Below are 15,768 nucleotides of genomic sequence, written 5' to 3' on the forward strand. Positions count from 1 at the left end.
CGAAATTTTTCTCGATCGGGCCGTTCTGCTTAGATTTAGCGTGAGCAAAGCTTTGGGATAAACGTGGAGGGGTAGCGGAAAAAGCTATGAAAGGTCACGAGAACGAACGAGGTTACGGTTCCGCTGGTGAAGCAGGAGACTACTGGCCGGGTGCTCACCACGAAAATGAGCCTTCACAGGCTGAGCGCCTTGCCTATCCGCTTTCCGGGCAACCAACGGTTGGGATGAGCCCGGCGCCGGCCCCTGCCGATATGCCTTGGGCGGAGCAGGTGCACGCTGACAAACCGACAAAGACGAGCCGCAAGGGGCCAGGCTGGATGGCGCTTATCGCCGTCGGCTTGATTGCTGCGCTTTTAGGCGGTGTGCTTGGCGTGGGAGTAGTGAATGCGCGTTGGACCAACGCGAGACCCGCCGCAGCGCCAACCACCTTTACGTCAGGTAGCACCGAGCTTGTCGAATCGAATGGCACGTCACCAAACTGGTCGGCCGTGGCGCAAGCAGTCGGAAATTCGGTCGTTGCTATCGATGTGTCGCTCGCGAATGGTGCGTCCACCGGATCGGGCTTCGTGATCGACGATCAGGGCCACATCATCACGAATGACCACGTGGTTTCCGGTGGCACTTCGATGTTCGTTACTTTGCACGATGGGCGAGTGTATGAAGCGAAGCTTGTGGGTGCCGATGAATCGACCGATCTCGCCGTGATCAAACTGGTATCGCCTCCAGACAATCTGACGATTGCACGTTTTGGTGATTCGAACGAGGTCGTGGTTGGCGATCCGGTGGCAGCGATAGGTAACCCGCTGGGACTATCATCAACCATGACCACGGGTATTGTTTCGGCGCTGGATCGCCCCGTACAAACCGTCAAAGACAAGCGCGGTGCCGATGCGACCCGCGTGATCACTAATGCCATCCAGATCGATGCTGCCGTCAATCCAGGAAACTCGGGCGGACCGGTGTTCGATAAAAACGGAACGGTTATTGGCGTGGCATCTTCGATTGCCTCGCTTGGTGAAGAGGGCAAGACGGGTTCGATCGGGCTCGGTTTTGCGATACCGGCGAATCTTGCTCAGCGCGTTGCAGGCCAGCTCATTGACCATGGCGTGGCAGAACATGCCTTCCTCGGGGTTTCGATTAAGGACGGAATTGGTCAAGCGCAGGGAACGCATTGGACTGGAGCCGAAGTGGGGACGGTTGAGCCCGGCACGCCGGCTGAAGCAGCGGGCATCCAAGTTGGTGATGTCGTCTTGCAGGTGAACGGCCGCGACGTGTCTTCGGCACTTGCTCTGACGGGTTATGTTCGCCAGTTTTCTTCCGGTGATGTGATTACGCTGCTGTTGATCCGCAATGGCGAATTACTCGAAGTGGACGTCACTCTTGCAACTCGGCCCGACTAACGCCCAGCGCGTCCAGCATGGGAACAAATTTGGCGACCGTCTCGCTAAATTCCGCGTCGGGATCCGAATCGGCCAGGATGCCGCCACCTGCGAAAGCCGTCGCTCGATTTCCGTGAATTCTTGCGCAACGTAAAGCAACGCACCACTGGCCGCCGCGCGCATCAAGCCATCCGACGGGCGCTCCGTAACGTTCCCGATCGATTCCTTCAAGATCTGCGATAACGTTCAGCGCCTCGCGCGTTGGTGTCCCGCCGAGGGCTGCTGTGGGGTGTAAGATGCCAGCCACGTCAAGGGCGGTGGCATCCGTATGAAGATCTGCGCGAACTTCGGTAGCTAAATGGAACACGTTGGGTAGTTCGAGAACGAACGTGGCTCCCACCTCGACGGTGCCGACCTTTTCGAGTTCGCTCACAACCGAGTCAACGGCCAGCTTGTGTTCGATGGCGTCCTTGCCAGATGATTGGAGCTTTTCGATGGCGTTTGGTCCGCTTCGCGGGACGGTGCCGGCAAGCACTCGCACTCGAACCGTTCGGCCCTGTGTTTGTGCGAGCAATTCCGGGGTTGCACCAACGAGTCCGTCAACGGCGAATGTCCACGTGTGTGGATAGGTCCGTGCGAGGCGCTTAACGATATGGCGTTCGTCAATTTCGCCATCCGTTTGTACGTCCAGCTTTCGGGCAAGCACAACCTTTGCCACCTCGCCGTTGCCGATGCGCTCTTTGATTGCAACTACAGCGTTTCGGTGGGCATCCGTATCCGTCGGCAATACTCGTGCGGCGCCGTGGCCACGGTACTGGAAAGTCGAGTGCCCCAAAGCGGAATCTACAAGTGCCTGCGCGTGCGAGCTGAGTGTTGCATCCTGGTTAGCGGGCCCGATAACCGTGAGCCAGCCCCGTTCGCCGTCGTAGCCAACCACAACCTGTGGAATGATCAGGGCCGATCCGACTGGCGAATTGCCGGCGAAGCTAAACGAGCCGACGCCGAGTAAGCCAGTAGCTGGTCCGCGCACGTTGTCGTCCACCTCGGCGCTTTCAAGAACCTTGTTCCACCACTGGGAGGCCCGCGTGAACCGAGTGTCTCCTTGGCTTGGAGCCTGGTCGAAGCGGGCTGCCTGCCCGGCGGCAATGAAACCTCGCCCTTCGCGAAGCCAGGCAATGGCCCCTTTCCTAGCGGGCAAAAGCTTGGCAAGAGCGGGCAACCTTGGCAGGAGGGTCGTATGGGCGTGCAATTGTGGAATGTCGAACACGAGTAACGATGTTACGTCGCAATTTGATTTAATGCAGTCATGGAAAGAGCCACACTGGAAAAGAACCCCGTTGATGTTGCGAAAATGTTTGACGGCGTGTCGGGCAAATATGATCTTATGAATGAGATCTTGACCTTCGGCTTGGTTAAAGTGTGGCGCGCGGCGACCAGGGAAGCGATTGCTCCGCGGCCGGGTGTGAAAGTCCTCGATATTGCTGCGGGCACGGGCACATCAGCTGCCAGCTACGCAGCTTGCGGAGCAGAAGTTATTGCCTCCGACTTTTCGCGGGGAATGATTACGAAGGGGCGCGAACTGCATCCGGAGCTTGAATTCGTTCAAGCCGATGCCATGGATCTTCCATTCGCGGATGAATCTTTCGACGTGACGACTATCTCTTACGGCTTGCGAAATGTTCAGGAGCCGGACCGCGCGCTTCAGGAAATGTTCCGCGTGACCAAACCTGGTGGCAGGCTGGTTATTGCAGAGTTCTCGCGGCCGAAAAATAGCTTCTTCCGGGCGGCGTACCACACCTATCTCAAGGGCTTCATGCCGCTCGTGGCAAAGCTTTTTTCCTCGAACGCGCCAGCTTACTCCTATCTTTTCGAATCGATTGAGGCATGGCCCGCGCAAGAAGATTTTGCCAGGCATGTGCAAAACGCAGGTTGGCGAGATGTCGAGTTTAGAAACCTGACCGACGGGATCGTGGCTTTGCACAGGGCGACTAAGCCCTCGGCATAAATTGTCTCAATTGCGCAAGAGAAGTATTGCGTAAATAGACCCGTAATAATTTCTCATGCCCCTTGAAGGTGCGTAGACTATTGGGCGAGTTAGCGGGAATAAATTATTCCCGTTTGGAAAGGGCGCAACGATGGTTGAGCACGCGGATGTCATTGTGGTAGGCGGTGGTCCCGCAGGAGCCGCAACAGCTCACTACCTTGCTCAAAACGGCATTGACGTGCTGGTTTTGGAAAAGGCAACTTTCCCACGAGATAAAATTTGTGGTGATGGTCTGACGCCGCGGGCTGTCGGCGAATTAATCCGTATGGGCATCCCGGTCCGAGAAGAGGATGGCTGGGTTCGCAACTACGGGATTCGTGCGCGCGGCGCGGGCCACGAGATTGAAGTACCGTGGCCGGATCTGGCTTCTCAGCCGAATTGGGGAAGCGCGAATAAGCGCACAGACTTTGACGAAACTTTGATCTTGCGCGCAGTCGAATCCGGGGCTCGCCTCCGTGAGGGAGTTACAGTCACCGGCCCGATCTTGCATGAAAAGTCTGGGCGCGTCGTCGGCGTGAACGCGAGGTCCACACGTGATCGAAACGCTGAAATGAAGTTTTCGGCGCGCTTCGTGGTCGACGCCGGGGGAGTGTCCGCGCGTTTGTCCACCGCAGTTGGCCGCGAAAAGAAGCACAACCGCCCAATGGGCGTTGCTGTGCGTACATATTTCGAATCCCCGCTCGCACAAACAGACATGATGGAATCTTGGCTCGAGCTATGGGCAGGAAAGCCCAACGAATCCGAACAGTTGCCCGGATACGCTTGGGCGTTCGCCGTCGGGGATGGCTTGGTGAACGTTGGCTTGGGAAGCCTGTCGTCAACTGCCACCCCGTCCGGCATCGATCATCGCAGTGTTTTGCAAACATGGCTCGCCAATACGCCACCCGAGTGGGAGCTCAATGCGGACACGCAGCGCGGTCCGATTCGAGGCGCTGCTCTTCCCATGGCATTCAACCGTAAACCGCACTATGCCAACGGGCTAGCTTTGGTGGGCGACGCCGGCGGAATGGTTTCCCCCTTTAACGGTGAAGGTATTGCCTACGCGCTCGCATCCGGGCGCCTGTTGGCCGACTTCATCGGGCAAGCCCTACTGCGTTCAACGCTAGGGCAACAGGACCGCGCCATGGCGCAATACCCCGAGGAGCTAGAGCGTGAACTTGGCGGCTATTACACGCTGGGCCGTATTTTCGCCGCTCTCATTGAGCGCCCCGAAGTCATGCACATTTGCGTCAAGTACGGCCTTCCTCGTCAAACTCTGATGACTTTGGTGATGAAACTCCTATCTGACGCCTACGATCGGCACGGCGGGGATTGGATGGATAGGGTAATCACGGCTTTGACGAAGGCGGTACCAAAGGCATGAACCAGCAACCCGAACACCTTTCACCGGTGAAAGAGCAGGTGGACTTCTAATGTATTCATACGTTCCCTTCCTCGTGATGATCATCGCCTCCGCGGTGGTAGCGGTGGCAGGACTTGCGATATCTGCCATCCTGGGGCCCAAGCGTTACAACCGCGTCAAGGTTGCAAACTATGAATGCGGTCTCGAGCCCACGCCGAATGCTGGGCAGGAAGGCCGTTTCCCGATCAAGTATTTCTTGACGGCGATGACGTTCATCATTTTCGATATTGAGGTTGTTTTCCTCTATCCGTGGGCGGTCACTGCAGGTCAACTCGGCGTCGCCGGAGTGATCGCAATTGCAAGCTTTGTATTCCTTATTACCGTCCCGTTCATCTATGAGTGGCGGCGTGGCGGACTCGAGTGGGAGTAAAAAATGGGCATTGAAGAAAAAGCATCGGGAAAGCTCCTCCATGGTATTGAGGCCGTCAGTGGCTGGGCGCAAGCGCGCTCTCCGTGGCCTGTCACGATGGGCCTAGCGTGTTGCGCAATCGAGATGATGGCATTCGGAGCCGTACGTTTTGATGCATCTCGAATCGGCATGGAGGTATTTCGCGCTTCGCCTAGGCACGCTGATCTCATGCTTGTCTCTGGGCGCGTGAGCCAGAAGATGGCTCCGGTTGTGCGCAATATTTACGATCAGCTCATGGAACCCAAGTGGGTTATTTCCATGGGAGTATGTGCATCGTCTGGCGGAATGTTTAACAATTACGCAATTTTGCAGGGTGTGGACCATATTGTGCCGGTAGACGTTTATCTGCCCGGTTGCCCGCCGCGCCCCGAAATGCTGATCAACGCGATTTTTGAGCTTCGCAACAACCATATTGAGGGCCGCCCGATCGGTGAGCACCGCAAGGAAATCGCGCGCAAGGCTGAGGCTGCCGCGCTCGAGGCGATCCCGGTTGAAGAAAGAAAGGGGCTTTTGGCGTGAGTGACGAACTCGTACATTCCGACGGCGTTGGCCCGTCAGTAATCGCGCACCGAAAAGGCATGTGGGGCGTCCAGGACACCGGCGATACCACGGGCTTTGGTGGCCAGGAAGAAATCTCCGTTATAGCCCCTCCGGCAAGCCGCCCATACGGTGGCTGGTTCGATGAGGTCGTGGACATCATTATTGAGCTGGCCCAAGCTGATGGCTACTCGGAGTCGGACGTTATCGAAAAAGTGTCCGTCGAGCACGATCAGCTAGTTATTTTCGTCAAGCGGGAGCGCCTGTTAGATGTGGCCCGGTACCTGCGTGACGATCAGGATCTGCGCTTCGAATTGTGCCTAGGCGTATCTGCCGTTCACTATCCGCACGATAAGGGCCGGGAGTTGCACGGCTACTTCCCATTCTTTTCGATTACGCACAACCGGATGATCGCGCTTGAAGTTACCTGCCCTGAAGACGATCCGCACATGCCATCCATTTGCTCGGTCTACCCGGGTGATGATTGGTCCGAACGCGAAGCCTTTGACCTCATGGGTATTATTTTTGATGGCCATCCGGGCTTGACTCGCTCCGCGATGCCGGACGATTGGGTGGGCCATCCACAGCGTAAGGATTATCCGCTCGGCGGTGTGCCGGTGGAGTACAAGGGCGCTGTTATTCCACCGCCGGATGCACGGAGGGAGTATAACTAATGAGCAATTCCATGCCGCGCGCCACCAAAGCAGCGACTGAGGAGTCGATGGCGGGCGCGAAAATGTATGAAGCCGTTGGCGGCGATTGGGGAGATATCGCCAAGGACGCCGAAGAGCTGGGCGAAGAGCACATCGTGGTCAATCTTGGTCCGGTGCATCCCTCTACCCACGGTGTTTTACGCGTGCAATGCGAACTGGATGGCGAACGCGTTAATGAGGTCCGGGCAGCAACCGGATTCTTGCACACCGGTATCGAGAAGAATATGGAGTACCGCACGTGGACTCAGGGCGTTACGTTCTGCACCCGCATGGACTACGTGGCCCCGTTCTTCCAAGAGGTTGCCTATTGCCAGGCAGTGGAAAAACTCCTAGGCATTGAGGACCAGATTCCTGAGCGCGCACAGGCGATCCGCGTGCTTCTCCTCGAGTTAACCCGCATTTCCTCGCATATTGTGGGTATCGGCTCGGGTGGTAACGAATTGGGCGCGACGACGATGCTCACCCTGACCTTCCGCCTTCGAGAAGACATCCTTCGTATTTTGGAAGACATCTCGGGCCTGCGAATGAATCACGGCTTTATTCGACCGGGCGGTGTGATGGATGATATGCCCGCCGGCGGTACAGATTATATCCGCGAGCTCCTCCCAGGAATACGTAACACGATTTCTGAGATGCAAGATCTGACCATGGGTAACCCGATTTTCAAGAAGCGTCACGTGGACGTTGCGGTTTCCCCACTATCTTCGCTGATGGCGTTGGGAATGACGGGCCCGTCGATCCGCGCGGCGGGGGTGCCGTGGGACTTGCGGAAGACGCAGCCAAATTCGGGTTATGAATTATACGAATTCGATGTGCCGGTGGCCGATAAGTCGGATGGCTACAACCGCATTAAGGTCAAGTTCGAAGAGTGCTACCAGTCGATCCGTATCGTCTATCAGGTGCTTGATCACCTCGATCAAACCGAAGGTCAGCCGATCATGGTGGAAGACAAGAAGATTGCTTGGCCAGCCCAGCTGTCGATCGCAACCGACGGGCAGGGAACCACACCGGAGCACGTTCAGCACATTATGACTGAATCGATGGAAGCACTTATCCACCACTTCAAGCTGGTCACGGAAGGTTTCCGGGTGCCCGCCGGGCAGGTTTATCAGCTGATCGAGCATCCGAAGGGAACGCTTGGAGTTCATCTGGTTTCCGACGGCGGAACGCGCCCCTATCGAGCGCATTTCCGCGACCCAGGCTTCAATAATCTTCAATCGCTAGCAATTATGAGCGAGGGCGGTTTGCTCGCCGATCTCATTATTGCGCTGGCGGCAGTTGATCCCGTGATGGGAGGAGTTGATCGCTAATGGCAACGAATTACACGCCTGAAGTCGAAGCGCGTTTGCGCGCCGACGCCGAAGAGATCGTCGCCCGCTATCCGCAGTCACGCTCGGCCATCATGCCCCTGCTTCACCTCATTCAGTCCGAGGACGGCTTTTGTTCGCCGCGCGGTATCACTCTCGTGGCAGACATACTCGGGCTGACTCGTGCCCAGGTTTCCGCCGTCGCCACCTTCTACTCGCAGTACCGGCGCCGCCCCAACGGCGAATACAACGTGGGTGTGTGCACCAACGCGCTGTGTGCCGTGATGGGTGGGGATATCATCTGGGAAGAGCTGAGCGAATACGTGGGCATTGGCCACGATGAAACTACCGAAGATGGCAAGATCACCCTCGAGCAGCTCGAATGTAATGCCGGGTGTGATTACGCGCCGGTAGTGATGGTTAACTGGGAGTTCTTCGACAATCAGAATCCGACGTCCGCGAAACAAATCGTGGACGATATCCGTGCTGGGAACGATATCCAGCCAACCCGTGGCCCGAATAAGGTTCGTACCTTCAAAGAAATTTCACGGGTTCTCGCAGGTTTTGAGGACGGGCTTGCCGACGAAGGCCCTGCGGGTGGCGATGCCACAATGGCAGGTTTGAAGATTGCCCGCGAACAGGGCTGGAGCGCACCCCAGCCGACACATGGGGAGGAAAGCAGTGACTGAGTTCAGTACACCCGGCACGCTTGCGCCAGTGCTCAGCGACATTTGGGACAAGGAACGCTCGTGGTCGCTCGAGACCTACCGTGAAAACGGCGGCTATCAGGCAATTGCCAAAGCGTGGGAAATGTCCAAAGAAGAGGGCGCGATCACGAATCTCGTGAAGGAATCCGGGCTGCGTGGGCGCGGTGGAGCGGGATTCCCGACCGGCTTGAAATGGTCCTTCCTTCCAGCTCCCGACGGCGGCCCGCGCTACCTCGTCGTGAACGCTGACGAATCAGAGCCGGGCACCTGCAAGGATATTCCGGTTTTGATGGCCAATCCGCACGTCCTGCTCGAAGGCATGATGATCTGCATGATTGCTATAGGTGGCAACCACGGATTTATCTATTTGCGCGGCGAGGTCGTGCACGTCTACCGCCGCCTACTCGCCGCGGTTCGCGAAGCGCACGAGGCCGGGTTGCTCGGCAAGGGCCTCGGGCCAAACGGGGACTATGATCTTGAGATCACGGTGCATGCCGGTGCCGGTGCCTACATTTGTGGTGAAGAAACAGCCCTCCTCGATTCGCTCGAAGGGCGGCGCGGCCAGCCGCGGCTCAAGCCCCCGTTCCCAGCTGTCGAAGGTCTTTATGCCCGCCCGACTGTCGTCAACAACGTTGAATCTATCGCGTCCGTTCCTGGAATTATCAACAACGGCCCCGACTGGTTTAAGAAGATGGGTGAAGACACGAAGAATTCTTCGGGCCACGGGCTGTTTTCCCTATCGGGCCACGTGAAGAATCCTGGCCAGTACGAAGCTCCGTTTGGTATCACGATGCGGGAACTGTTGGAGATGGCCGGCGGTATTCGTGACGGGCACGAGCTTAAGTTTTACGCGGTTGGCGGTTCCTCGGCGCCGCTATGCACCCCCGATCACCTCGACGTGCCACTCGGTTACGAAGAGGTCGCAGAATCGGGTTCGATGCTCGCAACCCGTGCAATTCAGGTCTTTGACGAAACCGTGTCAGTCGTGCGGGTCGTGTCCCGATGGACCGACTTCTACCAGCACGAATCGTGTGGCAAGTGCACGCCGTGCCGCGAGGGAACCTATTGGATGCGCCAGATTATGCATCGTTTCGAAGAGGGCCGCGGCCGGATGAGTGACATCGATTTGCTGTATGAAATTGCCGGGAATATTTTCGGCCGCTCGTTCTGTGCGCTCGGTGACGCTGCGGCCACGCCCGTCCGATCCGCGATTGAGCTCTTCCGCTCAGAGTTTGAAGCGTGCACAACGACTCCGGTGGCCGAGCAGTTCCCACCCGAAAAGTCTGCACTCTTCCATGAAGTAGGTGTTCAATGACAACCACGCACAATGTGCCCGAAGAGCAGGTCACGCTCAAGATTGACGGCAAAGAAACATCCGTACCCAAGGGAACGCTGATCATTCGTGCCGCTGAGAAGATGGGCGTGCACATTCCGCGCTTTTGTGATCATCCGCTTCTTGCGCCAGCGGCCGCCTGCCGGCAGTGCCTAGTCGAAGTGGCCTCTCCAAATCGGGAGGGCGTGGTGCAAAAGATGCCCAAACCACAGCCGGCGTGCGCGGTTGCCGTCTCACCGGGCATGGAGGTTTACACCCAGGAGACATCCGAAGTTGCGGAAAAGGCTCAGCACGGAATCATGGAGTTCCTGCTGATTAATCATCCGATGGACTGCCCGGTGTGTGATAAGGGCGGTGAGTGCCCGCTGCAAAACCAGGCGATGACGGATGGCCGTGCCCAGTCGCGCTTCATTGATATGAAACGCACCTATCCCAAGCCAATCTCCGTATCGCCGCAAATTCTCCTCGACCGTGACCGCTGCATCCTGTGCCAGCGCTGCACACGGTTTTCCGAAGAGATAGCGGGCGATGCCTTTATCCAGCTGCAGGGCCGCGCGGGCGGATCGCCCGGCTTGGACGTACATGGCCTGCACGGTTCCCAAATTGGTAATTTTGATGCCTCCATTCTCGGTTTCACAGATGCGGACGGTAACGAGGCGCCCGTCGTCGCCAACGATTACGCCGGTCCAAGTGGAGCGCTTGGCCGCGAGGTAGGTTTTGCCGCCGGCCCGGTTGAGCCCGCGGAAATGGACGTGACGGGCAAACCATTCTCGTCCTACTTCTCTGGCAACGTCATCCAAATTTGCCCGGTTGGTGCTCTCACCTCCGCGGCCTACCGATTCCGGGCACGCCCCTTCGATCTGGTTTCCGTGCCCTCAGTGACCGAGCACGATGCCTCCGGCGCTGCAATTCGCGTTGACTACCGACGCGGAACGGTTGTTCGGCGGCTCGCCCAAGAGGATATGGACGTCAACGAATCGTGGATTACCGACAAGGATCGGTTTGCGTTCCGTTGGCAGACTGGTCCAGATCGACTGAAGTACCCGCGCGTGGCCGCCGAACCTGAGGGGCCGACGTCGTGGTTTGAAGCGCTCGATGCCGCCGCGGACGGGCTTTTGGCGGCGAAAGAAAAGGGCGTGGGCCTGATTATCGGTGGGCGGCTCACGCTGGAAGATGCCTACGCATACTCGAAATTTGCTCGGGTCGTACTCGAAACAAACGACATTGATTTCCGCACCCGTGCGGCCTCGGCTGAAGAAGATGCTTTCCTTGCCGCACACGTTGCCGGCACCGATCTTGGTATAACGTACGCCGACCTTGAAAAGGCCAGCCATGTTCTGACCGTTGGATTGGAAGCGGAAGACGAAATCGGAACGGTTTTCTTGCGGCTCCGCAAGGGAACACTGGCAAAGACCACCTCCGTGTCGGTTATTTCCGCGTACGAAACGCTCGGTACATCCAAGATGAAGGCGCGTTTTATCCCGGCAGCGCCCGGAGCCGAGGCCGAGGTCCTCAATGCGATCAACGACGCCGGTGAGCTCGGCGACGTTTTTGACGACCTGAACGCCGAGGGGAGCGTCATCCTGGTTGGCGAACGTGCTGCCGATACGACCGGAGTGCTCACGGCTGCACGTAGACTCGCCGAGCGCACGGGTGCACGTATCGCGTGGATCCCACGTCGTGCGGGTGACCGAGCGGCAATCGATGCCGGCGCAATGGCAAACCTCCTCCCGGGTGGACGCCAAGTGAGCGATTCTGAGGCCCGTATTGATGCGGCCGCAGTTTGGGGTGTGCAGGCACTGCCACAAACCCCGGGCCGGTCAACCGAGCAGATGCTTCAGGCCGCTAAGAATGGTGAGCTGGGAGCGCTTATCCTCGGTGGTGTCGAATTGGCTGATTTGCCCGTCGGCGCCGAAGAGGCGCTCAAGAATGTTTTCGTGGTCCAGCTTGAGGTTCGCGACACCGAGACTACCGGCCTTGCCGACGTCGTTCTTCCCGTAGCGCCAACCTCCGAAAAGGGTGGCACGTTCATCAATTGGGAAGGGCGGTTGCGCCCGTTTGGTCAGTCGATCGTGTCGAAGAACCTTCCAGATCGCCGCGTCTTGCACGATTTGGCGGCGGAAATGGATGTTGACCTCGGGCTGGCAACGCTGGCAGAAGCCGTCGATGAAATGGCCGAGCTACGGCGCTGGGATGGCAAGCGAGCAGAATTTCTCGATGCCGAAGTCGCAGCGATGCCCGCTATTGGCGCTGGACAAGCAGTCCTGGCGTCATGGAAGCAAATGATCGACGCTGGCGCGCTACTTGGCCACGAACCGCATTTGGCCAAGACGGCTCGGAAACCTGTTGCCGTCATGTCTGAAAAGACGGCACGGGACGCTGAGATTTCTGGCGCGGTCACCATTACCGGCCCGCTCGGTTCCATCACGCTCGATGCCGTCACGGTGAATATGCCCGACGGCGTTGTGTGGGTACCGCAAAATTCCATCGGCTGCCAGATCCGTAGCATCGGTAGCCGGGCCGGCGACGTCGTCGCCATCAGCACGGAGGTAGCAAAGTGAATCCGGTGATTTTTGCCAATGGGGGAGTAGCCGCGGACTTTAGCCAAGATACGTGGTGGATCTGGGTGATCAAGGCCGTGGCCATCATCCTGTTTCTCATCTTCTCCGTGATTTTCGCGCTGTGGTTCGAACGCCGGCTGCTTGCCCGCATGCAAAACCGCCTTGGCCCAAACACTGTGGGCCCCCTCGGGCTTGGGCAGTCCTTCCCCGATGCTCTGAAGCTCATGCTCAAGGAAGATTTCTGGCTAGCGGGGGCCGACAAGGTGATCTACGCGATTGCCCCCGTGATCTCGGCGCTGTGCGCGTTCACGGTCATGGCGGTAATTCCTCTTGGCCCGAATGTCTCCATGTTCGGAATTAACACTCCCGTCCAACTTGCGGATTCACCGGTGGCGATGCTGTTCGTGCTTGCCGTAGCTGCGCTCGGTGAGTACGGCATGGTACTCGGCGGTTGGGCTGCAAAATCGACGTTCCCGCTCTATGGTTCGGTGCGTGCAGCCACACAGATGATCTCTTACGAGCTTGCCCAGGGGCTGTCACTGGTTACCGTTTTCGTGATGGCCGGAACCATGTCAACTTCTGGCATCGTTGCTAGCCAGGCGGGGCTGTGGAACATTATCCTCGTCCTTCCAGCTTTCATGATTTTCTTCGTCACCATGTTCGGTGGCACCAACCGCCTCCCCTTCGACCTTCCCGAGGCTGAAGGTGAAATCGTCGCGGGACCGCACCTGGAGTACTCGTCGATGAAGTTCGCCTGGTACTACCTGTCCGAATACATCAACATGCTCAACATGTCGATGCTTGCAACCACCCTGTTCCTTGGCGGATGGCGCTCCGGGCCGATCCTGACATGGATCTTCGGCCTGTGGGGCGGCGATCCGAATCAGGGCTGGTTCCCCGTGCTCGTATTCATCGCCAAGACCTGGGTCTTTATGGGTATTTTCGTCTGGGTTCGAGGCACGCTGCTGAGATTCCGTTACGACCAGTTCATGCACCTTGGATGGAAGGGCCTTATTCCTGCCGCACTTGGTTGGATGGTGGTCGTCATGGCCGTGATCGCGGTCGATATCGCAGTCGGAATCAACGTGCGTAACGTGATAGTTATCCTTTCGATCGGCTACGCACTCATCATGCTCATCTGGGCGTTTGGTGAGGACGACGTCCAAAAGAGCGATGAGGAAATTATTGCCGAGCGCGAGCGCCAAGAATTCGACGGCTTTGAAAACGGCTATCCGGTGCCGCCACTTCCTGGCCAACACCTACCGCCATCGCCGCGAGAACGCGCTGAAGTTCCAACGCTTGAGGAGGCTGACAATGTCTGAAGAAAATAAGAACCAGCCACGTTTCCAGCAGCCGGATCCGGCACTGTACGGGCCGACCAAGAAAGGGCCAATCGCGCGTTTTCTTAACCCCGTTGCCGGCTTTGGAGTAACGTTTTCCACTATTTTTCGCCCCGTCGTAACCGAACAGTACCCCTACGAAAAGGTGCCTACCCGCCCGCGTTATCACGGACTTCACAAGCTCAACCGCTACGCGGACGGATTGGAAAAATGCATTGGTTGCGAACTGTGCGCCTGGGCTTGCCCGGCTGACGCGATTTACGTTGAAGCCGGTGCGAATACGCCGGGTGCCCAATACTCGCCCGGTGAGCGTTACGGCAAGGTTTATCAAATCAATTATTTGCGCTGTATTTTCTGTGCCTTCTGCATCCAAGCGTGCCCAACTCGCGCGCTGACGATGACGAACGAGTACGAAATTACGGGACCGACCCGCGAGGGCATGATTTACGAGAAGGACCAACTTTTGGTGCCTCTTGCCGAAGGCATGCTGAACCCGCCGCACCCAATGGTCGAGGGAACGACCGATGCGGATTACTACCGCGGCAAGGTGACCGGCCCTACTCAGGAGCAAATTGATTGGGTAGCCGAAAACCGACCCGATGATCCGTCCCTACCCAAGGCCCGTGCCACCCAGGACGAGACGCGAGCCGCGCAGAAAGTCGAGGCTAACTAAATGTTGGAGATTTCTGTTGGCGAGATGATCATCTTCGGCGTTGCCGCCGTTGCCATGGTCCTGCTTGCCATTTACGGACTTTTGATTGCTCGCAAGGCGGTGTATTCGGTTGTGTGCGTCATCTTCATCATGGTGGGTTTGGCGATCATTTACACCGCGTTGGAAGCACCCTTTATGGGGGTCGCGCAAGTAGTGGTTTACACGGGCGCGATTTTGATGATGTTCCTCTTCGTGCTCATGTTGATTGGTGTCGACTCGGCTGATTCGAGCCATGAAACGCTGAAAGCTCAACGCCCGATTGCCGCGGTCGGTGGGATCGGAATCGCTGCTATCCTCATCGGAGTTGTCATCGGTGCGGCCAATCCTGAGGCGATAGGCCTCGCGGCGGCCAATGCCGAAGGTAATCCGACAGGTATCGCGAAATCGATCTTTTCCAATCACGTACTAACCCTTCAGCTCACGGGCACGCTCCTCGTGGTTGCGGCACTCGGTGCTATGACGCTCACGCACAAGGATCGACTCCGCCCGATCGTCAAGCAAGAAGAGCGTGCACACCGTTCCGTTCGAGATTTCACTACCAAGGGAACCCACATCGGTAACAAACCGAATCCGGGCGTTTATGCCGAATCTAATTCGTCCGCTAACCCGGCACTCACCGCCTATGGAAATCCCGAGCCGGGCTCGGTTAATCGCGTGCTCCAAGTGCGCGGTCAGGTTCGCACGGTCGGTGAGATTTCACCCAAGACGGTCGAACGTATCGCGACAGGCGAGGGTGTATCCGGCCCGAGCACATATGGAAAGGTTGGTCGTTCTTCACTCATGGGAATGCCAGGAGAAATCGCCCCCGATCACGACGCCGCACTCAAGCGCCTCGAAGAGCTCGAATCCGGAGGCCAGCGTGATGAAATCGATGCGGCTCCAGATGTTGACGTGCCCAGCGCTGGAGAAGTGGCCGCTAAAGGGGAAATGAAAGACGATCAGACCGATACCACACACTCGGAGGAGGGGCGCTGATGGATCTCATGGCTTATGTGATCCTCGGGATCATCCTCTTCGTGATCGGTGGGGCAGCGGTGCTCACCCGGCGAAACGCGGTCGTCGCGCTGCTGGGAGTTGAAATCATGCTCAACTCCTGCAACCTCGTTCTCATCACTTTCTCTCGCATGTGGGGAAACCTCGAAGGCCAGGTCTTCGCCTTTTTCGTCATGGTTGTAGCAGCCGCTGAAGTGGTTGTCGGCCTTGCCATTATTGTGTCCATTTTCCGAACCCGCAGGTCCGCATCGCTTGACGGCGCGAATCTGATGAAAAACTGACGAAAGCAGGTGTGATCATTGACAAATGATTTTTTTGCACTAAACACCGC

The 15,768-nt window shown here is 57.6% G+C and carries 15 protein-coding genes; 14 read left to right on the forward strand and 1 reads right to left on the reverse strand.

Annotated features, from left to right (window positions below; all coding sequences use genetic code 11):
* Window positions 1–86 precede the first annotated feature (86 nt).
* Window positions 87–1,400 (forward strand): S1C family serine protease, encoded by a 1,314-nt coding sequence (locus J2S70_RS06310; protein WP_307682889.1) that lies wholly within the window; start codon window positions 87–89, stop codon window positions 1,398–1,400.
* On the opposite strand, the gene J2S70_RS06315 is transcribed toward J2S70_RS06310, so the two are convergent.
* Window positions 1,375–2,646 (reverse strand): isochorismate synthase, encoded by a 1,272-nt coding sequence (locus J2S70_RS06315; protein ID WP_307682890.1) that lies wholly within the window; start codon window positions 2,644–2,646, stop codon window positions 1,375–1,377. The genes J2S70_RS06310 and J2S70_RS06315 overlap by 26 nt on opposite strands.
* Window positions 2,647–2,685: 39 nt before the next feature.
* Between J2S70_RS06315 and J2S70_RS06320 the strand changes: the two genes are divergently transcribed.
* From J2S70_RS06320 to nuoK, 13 genes are all read left to right on the forward strand, one after another.
* On the forward strand, window positions 2,686–3,384 hold the full coding sequence (locus J2S70_RS06320) for a demethylmenaquinone methyltransferase (RefSeq protein ID WP_307682891.1): 699 nt from the start codon (window positions 2,686–2,688) through the stop codon (window positions 3,382–3,384).
* A 130-nt stretch (window positions 3,385–3,514) separates the two neighbouring features.
* A complete protein-coding gene (locus J2S70_RS06325) occupies window positions 3,515–4,786 on the forward strand; it encodes a geranylgeranyl reductase family protein (protein WP_307682892.1) in 1,272 nt (423 codons plus the stop codon).
* Between the two features lie 49 nt (window positions 4,787–4,835).
* The gene (locus J2S70_RS06330) at window positions 4,836–5,195 is read left to right on the forward strand and encodes an NADH-quinone oxidoreductase subunit A (RefSeq protein ID WP_307682893.1); all 360 of its coding nucleotides are present in this window, start codon (window positions 4,836–4,838) and stop codon (window positions 5,193–5,195) included.
* Between the two features lie 3 nt (window positions 5,196–5,198).
* Window positions 5,199–5,753: an NADH-quinone oxidoreductase subunit B gene (locus tag J2S70_RS06335; protein WP_307682894.1), complete on the forward strand. Its 555-nt coding sequence runs from the start codon at window positions 5,199–5,201 to the stop codon at window positions 5,751–5,753.
* Window positions 5,750–6,445, forward strand: a complete 696-nt coding sequence (locus J2S70_RS06340) for an NADH-quinone oxidoreductase subunit C (protein ID WP_307682895.1) — start codon at window positions 5,750–5,752, stop codon at window positions 6,443–6,445. The genes J2S70_RS06335 and J2S70_RS06340 overlap by 4 nt, the downstream gene beginning before the upstream one ends.
* A gap of 47 nt (window positions 6,446–6,492) precedes the next feature.
* Complete coding sequence (locus J2S70_RS06345; protein ID WP_407702660.1) at window positions 6,493–7,794, forward strand: NADH-quinone oxidoreductase subunit D; 1,302 nt, start codon at window positions 6,493–6,495, stop codon at window positions 7,792–7,794.
* Window positions 7,794–8,480: an NADH-quinone oxidoreductase subunit NuoE gene (gene nuoE / locus J2S70_RS06350; RefSeq protein WP_307682896.1), complete on the forward strand. Its 687-nt coding sequence runs from the start codon at window positions 7,794–7,796 to the stop codon at window positions 8,478–8,480. Before J2S70_RS06345 ends, nuoE begins: the two co-directional genes overlap by 1 nt.
* Entirely contained in the window at window positions 8,458–9,813 is a 1,356-nt protein-coding gene (nuoF, locus tag J2S70_RS06355) for an NADH-quinone oxidoreductase subunit NuoF (protein ID WP_307682897.1), read from the forward strand. The genes nuoE and nuoF overlap by 23 nt, the downstream gene beginning before the upstream one ends.
* Window positions 9,810–12,392 (forward strand): NADH-quinone oxidoreductase subunit G, encoded by a 2,583-nt coding sequence (locus J2S70_RS06360; protein ID WP_307682898.1) that lies wholly within the window; start codon window positions 9,810–9,812, stop codon window positions 12,390–12,392. The genes nuoF and J2S70_RS06360 overlap by 4 nt, the downstream gene beginning before the upstream one ends.
* Window positions 12,389–13,714 carry an NADH-quinone oxidoreductase subunit NuoH gene (gene nuoH / locus J2S70_RS06365; protein ID WP_307682899.1) on the forward strand — a complete coding sequence of 442 codons (1,326 nt, stop codon included), beginning with the start codon at window positions 12,389–12,391 and terminating at the stop codon, window positions 13,712–13,714. Before J2S70_RS06360 ends, nuoH begins: the two co-directional genes overlap by 4 nt.
* On the forward strand, window positions 13,707–14,405 hold the full coding sequence (gene nuoI, locus J2S70_RS06370; protein ID WP_307682900.1) for an NADH-quinone oxidoreductase subunit NuoI: 699 nt from the start codon (window positions 13,707–13,709) through the stop codon (window positions 14,403–14,405). Before nuoH ends, nuoI begins: the two co-directional genes overlap by 8 nt.
* Window positions 14,406–15,419 (forward strand): NADH-quinone oxidoreductase subunit J, encoded by a 1,014-nt coding sequence (locus J2S70_RS06375; protein WP_307682901.1) that lies wholly within the window; start codon window positions 14,406–14,408, stop codon window positions 15,417–15,419.
* Window positions 15,419–15,718 carry an NADH-quinone oxidoreductase subunit NuoK gene (gene nuoK, locus J2S70_RS06380; protein ID WP_307682902.1) on the forward strand — a complete coding sequence of 100 codons (300 nt, stop codon included), beginning with the start codon at window positions 15,419–15,421 and terminating at the stop codon, window positions 15,716–15,718. The genes J2S70_RS06375 and nuoK overlap by 1 nt, the downstream gene beginning before the upstream one ends.
* The last annotated feature ends 50 nt before the right edge of the window (window positions 15,719–15,768 follow it).

It is taken from the genome of Trueperella bonasi (assembly GCF_030811535.1).
Classification (GTDB): domain Bacteria; phylum Actinomycetota; class Actinomycetes; order Actinomycetales; family Actinomycetaceae; genus Trueperella; species Trueperella bonasi.